Origin of the sequence: Gardnerella massiliensis (assembly GCF_003408845.1) — a bacterium.
Lineage (GTDB): Bacteria > Actinomycetota > Actinomycetes > Actinomycetales > Bifidobacteriaceae > Bifidobacterium > Bifidobacterium vaginale_H.
Genome location: NZ_LRTV01000011.1, coordinates 1 through 13,419, shown reverse-complemented (window position 1 = coordinate 13,419; position 13,419 = coordinate 1). Strand labels below are relative to the sequence as shown.

The window sequence follows — 13,419 nt, the reverse complement described above, 5'->3', positions numbered from 1 at the left end:
TCTTAAAGTCAGGCTCAATGTCCGTCCTGTTTAGCCGGTGATTAGTTAGGGTAATCGTTAAAAGATTAACAACTGTATCAATGAAAATGCACGGAAATTGCAGAACCAGGATGAGTATGAGAAAAAATATACGAGTCTAGTGAACAGGTTTAATACTGTAGAATCAAGGCTTAAGGAAGTAAAAGCTCGCATTGTTGACAAGCAAATGAGGCATGATGAAGTTGAATATTTTATCGAGGACTTGAAAAAACAGGACTTGTTAACAGTGTTCGATGAAAACGTCTGGCTTAGCATGGTTTACTATCTAATCGTGCATCAAGATGGAAAGGTTGATATTATCTTCCTTGATGGGAGTGTAATGAAAGTAGACGAGTAAATAACAAATATACAATATATGAAGGCAAGTCAATATAGATTTTTTCTTGTATGATTAACTCAAGAAAAGTTAGCATAAAAGGTTGGCAAGCCATGAAAAAACTGACAAAATCCTTGACAGACAGACAGCGTAGTTCTGTCTCTTTTCACGTAGAATTTTTAATTGGCAGAAATATATACCTGATGTATAGGTATGCGTTCCTTCCTATCTTTATGAAATTTTTCAAAACAATAAAAGAACATTATTAGATTAAAAAGGAGGATTTATGAAAAATACGAAAAAATGCCCAAAGTGTGGGGGAAGTGAAATTATATTTGTGCCTGGATCTGCTGGGGTTTATGGGACTGGAAATAATATTATGACTGGCCATACAATTATGTCGGCAGTACCTATTGATAGGTATATTTGCACTGCCTGTGGTTTTAGCGAGGAGTGGATTGACCTTGATAATATGGATAAATTAAAAAAGAAATATGATGAGATTTAAATGAGAGTTACTTTTATATGAGGGTGGGATAATAGTTAAAACAGCAGGTCGAGGATTAAAATCGACCTGTTTTTATGTTTAAGGCACTTAGCTTTCAAGATATAATGAGTATTAGAAGATAAATTTGTAAAAGCTCATTTCAATAGATGAAGGAGGTGCTTTCATGTCCAATTCAAACTCAAATTACACTAAGCAACTCATTGATGATTACTGTGTGCTAGATACCGAAACGACCGGCTTTTCTGCGTATTATAATGAGATTATTGAGATTGGTATCTTAAAAGTTAGAAATAATGAGATAGTAGACCGTTATGATCAGCTGATTAAACCGAGTATAGAAGTAGACGGTTTTATTACAGCATTAACAGGAATAACTAATGACATGCTGGAAGGCATGCCATCTATAGGCAGTGTGAAAACGTCTGTGCTTTCGTTCATAGGTGATGACATTATCCTTGGTCATAGGACTTCTTTTGATATGCGCTTTTTGAATGAAGGATTTAAGGAACAACTGACTAACCGGTATATGGATACGATGCAATTTGCTCGTAAACTGTATCCTGAGCTGCAACATCACAGACTCTCCGATTTAACTGACTACTTAGGTTTACACAATAATGAACACCGTGCTTTATCAGACTGCACATCAACGAAAGAATTATATGATGCTGTTAAAACACGCATGGCTGAGAAGAATCTAGTAATTGAAGATTTATGGCCTGTTAGCGGAAGTCACGGTGGTAAAGGGATAGATATCAAAGCAATTAAGCCTGATGAAGTGGTTGTTGATAAAGATGGATTTTTCTATAATCGGCACGTGGTTTTCACCGGTAAGCTTGAGAAAATGCTTCGCAAAGATGCTCAGCAGATTGTAGTGAATCTCGGCGGTGTTTTAGATAATAGTGTGACTAAGCAGACGAACTATCTGATACTTGGTGACAATGATTACAATGCAATTCTTAAAGGTGAGAAGTCTTCAAAGCATAAGAAAGCAGAAAAGCTTAAACTTGAGGGGCAAGATATAGAAATTATTGATGAGCGTACTTTCTATGATTTGCTAAATGTGTGAAATTGGATGATTGAGAGGTGATTACGTGTCTAAAATAAATGTTGAAGGTTCAGAAATCAGTATTATTGCCATTGACAATAGAGATTATATTTCTTTAACGGATATGGTTAGAAATATTGATAACGGTTCTGCTTTGATTGAAAAGTGGCTTAGGAATAAGAATACGATAGAGTTTTTAGGTATGTGGGAAGAAATGTATAACACGAATTTTAATTCCACCGAATTCGAGGGAATTAAAAATGAAGCAGGACTTAACCGTTTTATATTATCTGTTAAGCAATGGGTGGGGAAATCAATTTTATTTATGCAAATGAAGCGGATATTCTTAATGTTTCTTTATTTGGAATAACAGCTAAAGAGTGGCGTGATGAAAATCCGGATTTAAAAGGCAATATTAGAGATTATGCAGATATATCTCAGCTTGTTTGCCTTTCTAATCTTGAGAATCTTAATGCGGTATTTATAAATGAAGGTATGAGTCAATCTGAAAGATTGGAGAAATTAAATGCAATAGCTATTGAACAAATGAGGATACTATCTGAAAGTGAATCAATTAAAAAATTGCAATAAGCTTGCGTCGTATCATTGGGAAACAGTAGCGGCATCTCAAGAAGAGTTTCGTATACCAGAAAACTATATGAATAAAGATAAGTTGTATCTCTTTGTGTCACGAGACATTCTTGATTCTAATTATGATTTGTCTAAAGTCACTCTTGGAGATAAGCCAATCAAATTAGTTGACTCATCGTTCAATTTACCTGGTCCAGGACTTAAAGCTTTATTTTTAGTTGGAAAATTTGATTTAAAAGATAAGTCAAGTTCTGATGTTCTTAAAGTACCAGGGATTAATAAAACAGGTAATGTTGCTGTAGGTTATAAGAAGAAATAGTAGTATTTTGCACTCAAGAATCAAGCTATTAAGCCAATCTTAAACCTTTTAACGATAGCTTTTTTAATAATCGTTAACATAAAATAATGATAGTTATTAGGAATAGTTATTCCAGTAGTGCGTCAATATTTCGTTTTGAATATAGAAGTCTGCGCACTTCCATAGTGTCGCCCAAGACAACGTAAAAAACAGAAAAGTTGCGTACGCTAATCCTGTAGTAGGGGTGTTCTCGTGTTAATTAATCCTTCTCCTTACGCTATCAAAGACGTCAGCTTTAGAAAGACGCGTAGAAGTGTTTGCGGCAAAAGTATCTGCTTCGTCGAGTTTTCTTTCGGTGTCGTCAGTGAGAGTGGAGTATTGTTTGATGCTCATGAGAACCATAGTCCCATAACCATTTTTTGTAAGGAATACTGGTGTATTTGAATTTATAACTGTTTCTTCTACTTCTGGGAATTTATTTCTTAAATCGGAAACTGGGCGAATATTAATCATTTTATTAACCTCCTTTTATCAAAAAAGTATCATAATCTTATCAAGATTACAATTATATCAGTGGCTTGGCACTCAAAAAAGTGTAAATATACTACCCGTTCACTCAATCCATACAGAATCAGTGGCGCTCCTTTACAAATCGCACTGAATCAAGATATCGTTTTGATGATACCTATTTGCGTACAGTCTAGTTGCTGCGTTTTAGGCTTTGTGTAGCAAAGCTTAGCGAGGGCTATCGTTAAAAGGTTTAATGCGAAGCGGCTTTAAGCTGGGTTCTTGTGGTTTTTGAGCGTGATCTTGCTGTCGAGTAGTTGTGCGATTTAGTTGCTTATGTTTTGGGGAACAAATCGGTGGAATAATCGTAAAAAAGTTCCCTACATTATTTGATTTCTCACTGTAAAGGCTTGTTGGTTATTCCAGAAAATAAGGTTCCTGAGTTTAAGAAGTTGCTTGTTGAGTATTATGAGGGTGAAGATTTGCAGGTGATTGCTTCGTTTATGAGGGAATATTGTTGGAGGCGTTAAACGCGCGTGATTATGTTGGTTCTTCTGTTTCTTCGAATTTTGCTGTTTATGAAAGAGTATAGTTTGCTAGTAAATGAAGAAATTAGTGTCGATAGTCTAGACAAATTAATAAAAAAATAGGATATTTATTAAGATTATTAAAGTAATCAGAGCGAATGGTAGATTTTGTTTACTTAATAGTCTGTTTTATAATCATTTGATACAGAGTCGTGTTAACGAAAAGGAGGCTAGTGGTGTTATGAGGAGTAAAACTATTTTTTGTAAAAACATTTTTCAAAGTTGTCTTGTTATGCTTCTGCTGCTAGGTTCTCTCTTTTCTCTTTCTGCATGTGCTGATGATGAGGAGAAGGCGGAGCTTGCGTCGTATCATTGGGAAACGGTAGAGGTATCTCAGAAAGAATATCGCCTACCAGACGATTACATGAATAAAGGTGAATTGTATCTCTTTGTGTCACGAGATATTCTTGATTCTCATTATGATTTGTCTAAAGTCACTCTTGGAGATAAGCCCATCAAATTAGTTGACTCACAGTTTAATTTGCCTAGTTCAGGGCTTAAAGCTTTATTTTTAGTTGGTAAATTTGATTTAAAAGACAAGCCAAGCTCTAATGTTCTTAAAGTACCAGGACTTAATAAAACAGGTAATGTTGCTGTAGGGTATAAGAAGAAATAGTGGTATTTTGCACTAAATTATTAGTGAGAATGTTGAAAGCGTATATATCAGTCGAGACATCCTATTCATGTAAATTGTATTGCAATATGCGATACAGTATTTTACGATGTGTGCATGGAGATTGGTTGATATGGCAGTTACTAAAACAGCGAATGTTAATGTGAGAATACAAGAAAATATTAAGCAGCAGGCGGAGCAGATTCTGGAAACTATTGGAATTACTAGGGCTACTGCTATTGACATGTTTTATCGTCAAATCATTCTTAATAACGGTATTCCGTTTTCGCTTACTATTCCAAAGTCGCTTCCAGCACAAGATGATATGGATGAGAAAACGTTTAACGCGTTGATGGATAAAGGCTATGATCAGGCGGTTCAAGGTGATAGTTATCCGATAGATGATGTTTTTGAAGAGCTTGAACGATGATAGGAACAGAAAAATGTCAGATTCATCGATTAAAGAGAAGGAAAAGCAGGAACATACTCCCAGAGAGGAGAAAAATCCACTATATTGTGAATCACATGAGCAAATATGTGAGAACCTTAACAGTGCAAATAAGGAATTGCCAAAGTATAAGGTTTTGCGGCTGAGCGCGGAAATCTTTTCCATCTTAATTATTGTTGGAACTGCTTTTATGGCGTCCAATAAGCTACAGCTTTTTGGATGGATCACCTATTGTTTTGCAATTCTGTTTCTTGTTGGAGTTTCTCTTATTTGGGTTATTTGTGTTATTTGGCAGCGCAATATACATAGTCGTTTTAGGAGTGCAAATGTAGAGCGTAATAAATCTTTTCTTAGCTATGGCAAGCAACGGTGGAAGGGTAGAATCTCGCTGATTCTTTGTTGCTTTTTTGTGTTAAGTGGTATTCTAACTGCATTCTTTGGAATAACTGCGGTACGTCTTCCAAATCAGTGGCTTTTGCAGACTTGGGCGTATGTTATATGCGCGGCAATGCCAGTTGTTTGGATGATTACGATTGCTCTTGTATGTGTCTTCTATAATCTCTATCTTATCTCACTCGTACGGAAGATAGGTATAAGAATTGTACTTCGTTGTCTACATGTTCTGCTTTGTGTGCTGATTATCTTAGGTCTTGGATTTTTTGACGTTTTGTTTATTGTTGGCAGATATTCTGTGAAACAAAATGATAATGGTACATACACAGAGCACGTGGATGATATGTATGCTCCTTTTGAGTATTATCTTTATAAGTCTGAAGGCCCATTTTTCCTTAAGTATCTTCGGCCAATGAAAGATTCAAGTGATACTGATCCAAAAATAAGTGAATCTGAGTGGTATAGCAGAATAGATTGCAATAACAGGAAAGATACAAGATTAAAAGATACAAGATTAAAGGCTGAAGAGCCAGATAAAAATTACGATTTGCATGATGCCGCTGAGCGTGATTTAGAATCAAAGAGGGAAAGAAATGCAGCGATTAAGATATTTGATAAGTATTTTGCGGCGAAAGGCTTTGCGTTCAAGGAGAACTATACCGCCAAGGGGGATATGTATTTTGTTCTGAGTGAAAGCCGTTCGGACATTACTTATCTGCAGTATAACAGGGACTCTCAGGATGGAAAATGTGGTCTTTATATTCTGTTTAAGGCTTCAAAATCTTCAAACGGAAGCTGGTCACCGAGTGATGCTCATATGCAGAACACCTATACTTATGAATATAGCACTGGACTAATTGCAAAGAGCAGTATGGCATATTGGTAGTAGGGTTGATTGGTAGTAGGGCAGATTGGTTGTATGTCAGAATCGTTGGATGCCAAAATCGAAGAGTATCTGAAGATTGCCAGATAGTGATTGCCAGATAGTAGAATCCATATTTGCGTGCTCTAGTTGCTTGGGTTGATATGTACCCAGAAAACTGGACACATGTTTTGACACGGGGTTAACAAATGGATGCCATCCTGTACCTTACGGGATGCATCCATTTTGTTTTCTTCTGGATCCTGCAATTGTTGTAGTAATCTATATATTCACTTTCCAATTTGAATTTAAAACTATAGCGCATAAAAATACCCTCCTTACTGGTCTTGTTCAGTAAAGAGGGTGCATATCAATTTAGACAAGGGTGTGTGTTTGTTTTACTGATTGCTTATCTTATTAAACAAAGCATGCAAACAAACAGTGTTGTGTTAGACGGGTTTTTAGGTTCACGTCTGCATTTGTTATTTCTCTGCATTGTTATTTAGTATCTTTTGTTATCTCATTTCTTTTTTACCAAATTGTGTTATTGTAATCAAAAATACAAACACAGATATTGCAATTGCACATGGCAAAAATGGTATAAGATTAAAGCCGTTTCCTAATCCTGTTGATGTAACTGCATGTAGAGAGCGGGAAACCATATATCCGCTGTAACAATAAGGATAAACTATCCAAAGTGGAGTATTTGCTATTAATACGCCAGGAATTACAAGAAGTATATTTAATCCAATGGATAACATTGACTTTTCAAAAAGCACAGTAATCGCCCACATGACTATTACGCTTGGAATCATAGTCAAAAACAGATCTAAACACCATTTTAGCAGATACATAATTGGGAGCGTTTCTGTAACTCCTGTGCTACTGGTTGCAAACAATCCTGCTATAACGAAAACAGCAAAAAATACGACCATTTCCATAAGCAAATAAAATAGCAGTACGCAAAATTTTGCAGCAGAAATCGCGTATCTGCTAACAGGCAGTGCCAGCATTTTTAGTATTCCGTTATTGCTTGTTTCTCGTCCTGCAATCATCACGCAAATAACAATCATACTAAGCGGAAGCAGATAATATGAGTAGACTAATGCGCTTTGAATAAACATAGCAGCCCATGCGTGTGTATATTCTGGAGTGAAGTAGCTATGAAGGCTTGCTACACCAGATCCAACCACAAGTAATGGCGCAATAAAAATCAAAGGAATAATTTTACTACGCTTTACTTTCTTAAATTCGATTCTAAAAAGTTCAAAAAATCTCATTTTCATAATTTCCTTATTCATAGTGCAGGTTCTTAGCCGCCCACAATCCAGAACATAAAAACAGAAGTGTTTCAACTATGGATACGATTACGACCGTAGTATTAGGTTGCGCGCTCATGGCAACTGCTGGTTTTAGCATAACTATAAAAGGTGATGCCATAAAAAGCACAATGTCTGAAGAAGCCAATGCCATGCCGCTTAAAAATCCTGCTACACCAATTCCAAGCGTTACCCACATGTTTTCAAATCGTGATGATACAAAAATCATAAAGGACAATACAGGCATTGACGTAATAAATGAATATGCAGCAAAAGATATAAGAGTACTTACATTAAACGTGCCTTGTGGCAAATCTGTTACACCGATTTTTGCAAGTGCTAAATTTTGTATGCAAATAACGATTAGTAATAGAACAGTCAGCAGCATAAATTTGCATAGGTACATAGCAGGAACGCTCATAGGCAGCATATGCATCCTTTTTACTGCATTTCCCTTAAATTCCATGTTGTAGATAATGCATGCTGCGACTATTATGCCGAACATGTTTAACACCATAATCATGCCGTAAAGCTGTGTGAGAAGAATATCCATAGGAGCTAAAGGCAGGTTTAATAATGTATTTTTTCGTACAATAAAATTCACAAAAGCGTATGCTGCTCCCATAACTCCAATAGCAATCATAAGAGCTATAAAGCCAGTTCTCTTGCATTTTTTTAGTTCGATTACAAGCGTTTTCATAGTCTTGCACTCTGCTTCCTGATCTTATTGTCTTCATCAATCATGGATAGGAACATATCTTCCAAATTGTCGGAAGCAAAACCAGATCGTAATGCATGCTGTCGTAGTTCATCTAAACTACCTTCAAATAACAAGTGTCCGTGATTAAGTATTCCAATATCATCTGCAATAAGCTCAATTTCGGATAGCATATGAGAAGAAATAAGAATCGTGCAATCGTAAAGATCTGGCAGTGACTTAATCAGATTTCGGATTTCATGTATGCCAGATGGATCGAGTCCATTTGTTGGCTCATCTAAAATCAAAATAGGTGGTCTACCAAGCAATGCTCCAGCAAGACCAAGCCTTTGCTTCATGCCAAGCGAATATTTTTTTGCAAGACGGTCTGCAAACTCAGAAAGACCCACTAATTCTAATGCGTCATCAACTGCACTCTTAGGTAGTTCTAAAATGCGACGTATAATGTCAAGATTTTCTCTACCTGTTAGATTTGCATAGAAAGATGGTGATTCAATAAATGAGCCTATTTCTTTCAAAATAGGTATGCGATCGGCAGGAAACTGCTTTCCGTCTATTGTAAATACACCTTTTGTTGGAGCCGTAAGCCCTAGGAGCATTTTCATTGTTGTAGATTTTCCAGCTCCATTTGGCCCAAGAAAGCCGTAAATGCTACCTTTGCGAATATGAAGTGAAACATCATTAACAGCAATAAATGACTTATATTTTTTTGTTAAATGTTCTGTTGTAACAATATTGTTCATGGCAATATCTCCTTTCAGGATTTACGATATTGCGTCAACCTTTCTACAACATTCTCTTCACCTTACATCTACCTTACATTTTTATGCGAGGTCAAAAAATGAACATTCACATGGCATAATATATGTTAGGGGGTTCTCCATGAATCGGAATGATTATTTATTGAACAAGCATCTGCTACTTGTTGATGATGAGCAGGAACTTCTAGATATGGTTGTATCCATATTAAACGAATACGGTTTTTATAATATAACGACTGCAAAAAGTATAAAAGATGCAGTAGAGGCAACACAAAAATTGCGTCCAGAATTAGCAATCCTTGATGTTATGCTCCCCGACGGTAATGGGTTTGAGCTAATGAAGCAGATAAAACAATATAGTGATTGTCCTATTTTATTCCTTACTGCTTGCGGTGAAGATGAAGATAAGTTTAAGGGATTTGACTTAGGAGCAGACGATTATATTGTAAAGCCGTTTCTTCCAAAAGAGCTAACGTTTCGCATTATGGCAATTTTAAGACGAAGCTACAAGAGCGAAAATCCCATTGTTAAACTGAAAAATAGTCAGATTGATTTTTCTTCTGCCCAAGTAATAAAAAATAACGAACATATTCCACTCACAGCCAAAGAATATGATTTACTTTCTGCACTTTATAGAAATGCTGGATGCATTGTAACAATTGACGCGTTATGTGAAGCTACATGGGGAGCTAATCCTTTTGGATATGAAAATGCTTTAATGGCACATATACGTCGTATCAGAGAAAAAATAGAACTCAATCCATCGCAGCCTGTTTCTTTAATAACAGTTAAAGGCTTAGGATATAAGCTGATTGTGGAGTAAAGCAGAATGAAAAGCATACCAAAACTAATACGACGCTTCATAAGTATTTTTCTACTAAGCTCTGTGCTTATAGTATTAATGAATATTATTGCGTTTATTGTACTTATAGGAACTTACGCTCCCGATGAAGAGATGTCTCCTTATAGCATAGCAAAAGAGACGGGAGAAGCATTACAATTATCCGCAAGTGGGGATTATGCATTATCCAAAAATATGTCTTCCAAATTGACAAATTCTGGCGCATGGGCAATTCTGATTGATAATAATACGTTGAAAGTCGTATGGAAAACAGAAAATGTCCCTGCGGGTATTCCAAATAACTATACTTTGTCTGATATAGCTAATTTGAGCGTTGGTTACATTGATGGTTATCCAACTTACACTGGCAAAAATAAGGATGGAGTTGTTGTAGTCGGATTTCCGCACAACAGCTTTTGGAAACATACGCGACCAAGTTGGAACTACAGTTTAATCTCAAATTTTCCGCAGATTGTTTTAAGCGTATTATTTATCAACATTTTGCTGATTCTTGGAATTTATTTAATAGCTAATATAAAACTACTAAAATCAATTAATCCGATTACAAAAGGGATACAACGTTTATCTAGTGGAGAAAGCGTGCATATTCCAGAAACAGGAGCGCTTTCAGAAATTTCATCTAACATAAATTCTGCCTCCGATATTTTGCAAATACAAAAAGAACAATTGAGAAAAAGGGAGACTGCAAGAGCAAATTGGATAGCTGGGGTTTCGCATGATATTCGTACGCCGTTATCTATGGTTATGGGATATGCGGGACAGTTAGAAAATTCTCTACATATTTCGCAAGAAGATCGTAAAAAAGCGACGATGATTATTAAGCAAAGTGCAAGAATGAAGAATTTGATTAATGACCTTAATTTGGCTTCAAAACTTGAATACAATATGCAACCAATTATGAAAAAAGAAGAAAATGTTGTTGCTGTTGTTAGGCAAGTTGTTGTGGATTTTATGAATATGGGTATGCAAGATGAGTTTTCGATTAAATGGGAAACGGACGCAGAATTGACTGTTTGCAATATTAATGTAGACAAAGATTTATTAAAACGAGCAATATCTAATCTTATTCAGAACAGCATATCTCATAATGAAAATGGGTGTACGATTTATGTATCCGTTGCTGCAAATAATAATAATTGTATTATTTGTGTTGAAGATAACGGTATAGGTGTTTCAGATGAAAAAATCGAAAAGCTTAATCATGAACCGCACTATATGATTTGTGATACAAGTACTGCAGAGCAACGGCATGGTTTGGGTTTGCTGATTGTTCAGCAGATTATTGGCGCTCATAATGGAACAGTTGATATAAGTAGAAGCAAATACGGTGGGTTTAAGGTATCTCTAACGATACCGCTTAATTGAATATGGGCAGTAGATGGATGACATCTTTCCACTTAATTGTGGAGAGTGTCGTGTTGATGTCAAAGGCTTAATAGGTGGGTGCAAATTTGCCCTTGTGTAGCAGGGGTTAGCGAGGGCTATCGTTAAAAGGTTTAATGCGAAGCGGCTTTAAGCTGTGTTCTCGTGATTTTTGAGTGCGATTTTTCTGTATGAGGGAAGATATCAACGCTTTAGGGTAGAGTGCACAGGATGTTAACGTTAAAAAGTGCACCCACTTTGCACACCCTTGTCTAAAAAATTTAACATTTTGAAAGGAGAAATAATGGAAACAATAGTATCCGCTTTATTAGTTTTTGTTTCTACATCCATTGACTACTTAGTTGTTTTGACTATTTTATTCGCTAGTCAAGGAAAGAAAGGTTTGAAATCAATTTATGTAGGGCAGTATTTAGGTACAGGACTGCTTGTACTGGCTAGTCTTATTGCCGCTTACTTTTTAAATTTTATTCCACAAGATTGGATTATCGGACTCCTTGGTCTAATTCCGCTAGGTCTTGGTATAAGAGCAATTTTTGTGGATGAAGATATTGATGAAGAAGATATCGAGGGGAAAATTACCGGAGATGGATCAAAAATCTTAGCATTTACAAGTTTAACAGTGGCAATGGGTGGAGATAATTTAGGAATTTATATCCCCTATTTTACAGGAAAGAGTTTGATTGAGATTAGTATAAGTTTAGTAATATTTGCCTTAGGGATCTTGGTTCTATGCAAATTATCTCAAAATCTCGCCTCAATTTCTGCTATCGGAGAGACTGTGGAAAAGTACGAAAAAGTAATTGTACCTGTCGTGTTTATTGGACTCGGTCTCTATATATTGATTGAAAATGGAACTATTAATTATTTCATAGGTCAAGTCCTAAAAGTGGTGTAAATTCATTTCCTTCCCTTTTGCACCCGCCTTGTGAAGTGAGGATATACAGTATAGTTTGCGTAATTATTTATCACGCAAAAAACATGATAATAAAATTTATACAAGCAAAAAGAGATGTTACTCAAATGGCATAATTGTAAAAAGTTACTTTATAACATTCTCCTATATCGTGGGGCTTAAATCTAAGCCCCACTTTTTATATTCAAAACTATTTTTTCAAATAAATAAAAGTCAAAGACTTTACATATTTAACGCTTATTCTTAGCTAAAATACCTGTTTTTAATATCATTTGTAAGCATACACTGAACAAAAAAATACAAAACAATATATTGCATATAAAAGGTGAAATACTGCGCACAATTATTGCTCCTAAGTTTACAGTAAATGTCGCAAAAATACCGATAATAATTCCTTCAGTAAAATGAGTATAATGGTAACGAGCATTAGCAATACTACCACTTATAACTGTAGGAAGCGTGACAAGCAAAGCAGTTCCTCTTGCCATAAGGTCTCCCATGCCGAGCAAAAGTTGCACGCATGGCACTATAATTCCTCCGCCACCAACGCCTAAAATACCTGAAAAAATACCAGAAACAACGCCTATAAATATAAGACATATAGCTTTTAAAAAACTAACATTAAAATCTACATTTCTTAACGGAATCCAAACTTGACTAGAACATATAACTAGTAATACAAAAAGTGTAAAACACCAAGGAAATATTTTTTTAGGCAAAATATGTGAAAAATATACCCCAATTTGTGATCCGAAAACTGAACCTATTATTAGAAAAATGCTGATAAAAATGACACTTTGCCGTTTAAACCGTAAACAATGCTTCCACAAAGCGATGTTATGATTATGGCAACAAGAGAAGTAGCAACAGCATGACGCTGATCAAATTTCATAAAAACAGTTAATGCAGGAACTATCACCATTCCTCCACCTACACCGAACAATCCTGATAAGAAACCTGCTAATAGTCCAATGAAAACGATTAAAACAATATTATGGAAATTATATTTGGTTTTAAAAATATTTCTCAACATATATCTTTTCTTCACAAAATACCTCCTCGTACTTTATTCACTACTTTTACTATATTATATGGAAAATAGAATATTTCTATACTAGTTCAATTGTAATTTATGTATTTATTTATCTAATTAACGTAAAATATTCTTTGTTAATAAACACAGCAATTCGATGGTCTCATATATGGTAAAAAAATTGCATCAACTATACTAATACTTTGTCTTAGGGGGGGGG

General features: G+C 35.5%; 16 protein-coding genes and 2 pseudogenes. 13 read left to right on the top strand and 5 right to left on the bottom strand.

Annotated features, from left to right (window positions below; genetic code table 11):
• The first annotated feature begins 97 nt into the window (after positions 1-97).
• From AXE77_RS05870 to AXE77_RS05845, 6 genes and pseudogenes are all read left to right on the top strand, one after another.
• Positions 98-376 (top strand): hypothetical protein, encoded by a 279-nt coding sequence (locus tag AXE77_RS05870; protein ID WP_004128533.1) that lies wholly within the window; start codon positions 98-100, stop codon positions 374-376.
• A gap of 265 nt (positions 377-641) precedes the next feature.
• Positions 642-863 (top strand): hypothetical protein, encoded by a 222-nt coding sequence (locus tag AXE77_RS05860; RefSeq protein ID WP_004128528.1) that lies wholly within the window; start codon positions 642-644, stop codon positions 861-863.
• Positions 864-1,026: 163 nt separating this feature from the next.
• Positions 1,027-1,932, top strand: coding sequence for a BRCT domain-containing protein (locus tag AXE77_RS05855; protein WP_116712560.1), 906 nt, complete (start codon positions 1,027-1,029; stop codon positions 1,930-1,932).
• Between the two features lie 103 nt (positions 1,933-2,035).
• Positions 2,036-2,281, top strand: coding sequence for a hypothetical protein (locus AXE77_RS06990; RefSeq protein WP_430886656.1), 246 nt, complete (start codon positions 2,036-2,038; stop codon positions 2,279-2,281).
• Entirely contained in the window at positions 2,212-2,502 is a 291-nt protein-coding gene (locus AXE77_RS06985) for a hypothetical protein (RefSeq protein ID WP_430886655.1), read from the top strand. Before AXE77_RS06990 ends, AXE77_RS06985 begins: the two co-directional genes overlap by 70 nt.
• A 1-nt stretch (position 2,503) precedes the next feature.
• Positions 2,504-2,821: pseudogene (locus tag AXE77_RS05845) on the top strand (hypothetical protein); the annotation flags it as partial.
• Between the two features lie 234 nt (positions 2,822-3,055).
• Here the strand turns inward: AXE77_RS05845 and AXE77_RS05835 are convergent.
• Positions 3,056-3,313: a type II toxin-antitoxin system Phd/YefM family antitoxin gene (locus tag AXE77_RS05835; protein ID WP_116712558.1), complete on the bottom strand. Its 258-nt coding sequence runs from the start codon at positions 3,311-3,313 to the stop codon at positions 3,056-3,058.
• 383 nt (positions 3,314-3,696) lie between these two features.
• Here AXE77_RS05835 and AXE77_RS06675 point away from each other — a divergent pair, with 383 nt between their 5' ends.
• The 4 genes from AXE77_RS06675 to AXE77_RS05820 all read left to right on the top strand — a co-directional run bounded on the left by AXE77_RS06675 (position 3,697) and on the right by AXE77_RS05820 (position 6,234).
• The gene (locus AXE77_RS06675; RefSeq protein ID WP_165846098.1) at positions 3,697-3,837 is read left to right on the top strand and encodes a hypothetical protein; all 141 of its coding nucleotides are present in this window, start codon (positions 3,697-3,699) and stop codon (positions 3,835-3,837) included.
• A gap of 238 nt (positions 3,838-4,075) precedes the next feature.
• On the top strand, positions 4,076-4,510 hold the full coding sequence (locus AXE77_RS05830) for a hypothetical protein (protein ID WP_116712557.1): 435 nt from the start codon (positions 4,076-4,078) through the stop codon (positions 4,508-4,510).
• Positions 4,511-4,640: 130 nt separating this feature from the next.
• Positions 4,641-4,937, top strand: coding sequence for a type II toxin-antitoxin system RelB/DinJ family antitoxin (locus tag AXE77_RS05825; protein WP_116712556.1), 297 nt, complete (start codon positions 4,641-4,643; stop codon positions 4,935-4,937).
• A gap of 13 nt (positions 4,938-4,950) precedes the next feature.
• Positions 4,951-6,234 (top strand): MFS transporter, encoded by a 1,284-nt coding sequence (locus AXE77_RS05820; protein ID WP_165846097.1) that lies wholly within the window; start codon positions 4,951-4,953, stop codon positions 6,232-6,234.
• Positions 6,235-6,725: 491 nt separating this feature from the next.
• On the opposite strand, the gene AXE77_RS05815 is transcribed toward AXE77_RS05820, so the two are convergent.
• From AXE77_RS05815 to AXE77_RS05805, 3 genes are read right to left on the bottom strand one after another with little or no spacing between them, the layout of a single operon-like run.
• Entirely contained in the window at positions 6,726-7,490 is a 765-nt protein-coding gene (locus AXE77_RS05815) for an ABC transporter permease (protein WP_165846101.1), read from the bottom strand.
• Between the two features lie 13 nt (positions 7,491-7,503).
• Positions 7,504-8,229: an ABC transporter permease gene (locus tag AXE77_RS05810; protein ID WP_116712554.1), complete on the bottom strand. Its 726-nt coding sequence runs from the start codon at positions 8,227-8,229 to the stop codon at positions 7,504-7,506.
• Entirely contained in the window at positions 8,226-8,990 is a 765-nt protein-coding gene (locus tag AXE77_RS05805; RefSeq protein WP_116712553.1) for an ABC transporter ATP-binding protein, read from the bottom strand. Before AXE77_RS05805 ends, AXE77_RS05810 begins: the two co-directional genes overlap by 4 nt.
• 139 nt (positions 8,991-9,129) lie before the next feature.
• On the opposite strand from AXE77_RS05805, the gene AXE77_RS05800 reads away from it, so the two are divergent.
• From AXE77_RS05800 to AXE77_RS05790, 3 genes are all read left to right on the top strand, one after another.
• Positions 9,130-9,831 carry a response regulator transcription factor gene (locus tag AXE77_RS05800; protein ID WP_165846096.1) on the top strand — a complete coding sequence of 234 codons (702 nt, stop codon included), beginning with the start codon at positions 9,130-9,132 and terminating at the stop codon, positions 9,829-9,831.
• A 6-nt stretch (positions 9,832-9,837) separates the two neighbouring features.
• Positions 9,838-11,235, top strand: a complete 1,398-nt coding sequence (locus AXE77_RS05795) for a sensor histidine kinase (protein WP_116712551.1) — start codon at positions 9,838-9,840, stop codon at positions 11,233-11,235.
• A gap of 301 nt (positions 11,236-11,536) precedes the next feature.
• Complete coding sequence (locus AXE77_RS05790; RefSeq protein ID WP_112928583.1) at positions 11,537-12,148, top strand: CadD family cadmium resistance transporter; 612 nt, start codon at positions 11,537-11,539, stop codon at positions 12,146-12,148.
• Positions 12,149-12,396: 248 nt separating this feature from the next.
• Here the strand turns inward: AXE77_RS05790 and AXE77_RS05785 are convergent.
• Positions 12,397-13,199: pseudogene (locus AXE77_RS05785) on the bottom strand (sulfite exporter TauE/SafE family protein).
• Between the last annotated feature and the right edge of the window lie 220 nt (positions 13,200-13,419).

Bases quoted from the DNA above. Each gene is read 5' to 3' on its own strand.
- AXE77_RS05860 (WP_004128528.1), top strand. From the start codon at position 642: ATGAAAAATACGAAAAAATGCCCAAAGTGTGGGGGAAGTGAAATTATA.
- AXE77_RS05855 (WP_116712560.1), top strand. From the start codon at position 1,027: ATGTCCAATTCAAACTCAAATTACACTAAGCAACTCATTGATGATTAC.
- AXE77_RS06990 (WP_430886656.1), top strand. From the start codon at position 2,036: ATGGTTAGAAATATTGATAACGGTTCTGCTTTGATTGAAAAGTGGCTT.
- AXE77_RS06985 (WP_430886655.1), top strand. From the start codon at position 2,212: ATGGGTGGGGAAATCAATTTTATTTATGCAAATGAAGCGGATATTCTT.
- AXE77_RS05835 (WP_116712558.1), bottom strand. From the start codon at position 3,313: ATGATTAATATTCGCCCAGTTTCCGATTTAAGAAATAAATTCCCAGAA.
- AXE77_RS05830 (WP_116712557.1), top strand. From the start codon at position 4,076: ATGAGGAGTAAAACTATTTTTTGTAAAAACATTTTTCAAAGTTGTCTT.
- AXE77_RS05825 (WP_116712556.1), top strand. From the start codon at position 4,641: ATGGCAGTTACTAAAACAGCGAATGTTAATGTGAGAATACAAGAAAAT.
- AXE77_RS05820 (WP_165846097.1), top strand. From the start codon at position 4,951: ATGTCAGATTCATCGATTAAAGAGAAGGAAAAGCAGGAACATACTCCC.
- AXE77_RS05815 (WP_165846101.1), bottom strand. From the start codon at position 7,490: ATGAGATTTTTTGAACTTTTTAGAATCGAATTTAAGAAAGTAAAGCGT.
- AXE77_RS05810 (WP_116712554.1), bottom strand. From the start codon at position 8,229: ATGAAAACGCTTGTAATCGAACTAAAAAAATGCAAGAGAACTGGCTTT.
- AXE77_RS05805 (WP_116712553.1), bottom strand. From the start codon at position 8,990: ATGAACAATATTGTTACAACAGAACATTTAACAAAAAAATATAAGTCA.
- AXE77_RS05800 (WP_165846096.1), top strand. From the start codon at position 9,130: ATGAATCGGAATGATTATTTATTGAACAAGCATCTGCTACTTGTTGAT.
- AXE77_RS05795 (WP_116712551.1), top strand. From the start codon at position 9,838: ATGAAAAGCATACCAAAACTAATACGACGCTTCATAAGTATTTTTCTA.
- AXE77_RS05790 (WP_112928583.1), top strand. From the start codon at position 11,537: ATGGAAACAATAGTATCCGCTTTATTAGTTTTTGTTTCTACATCCATT.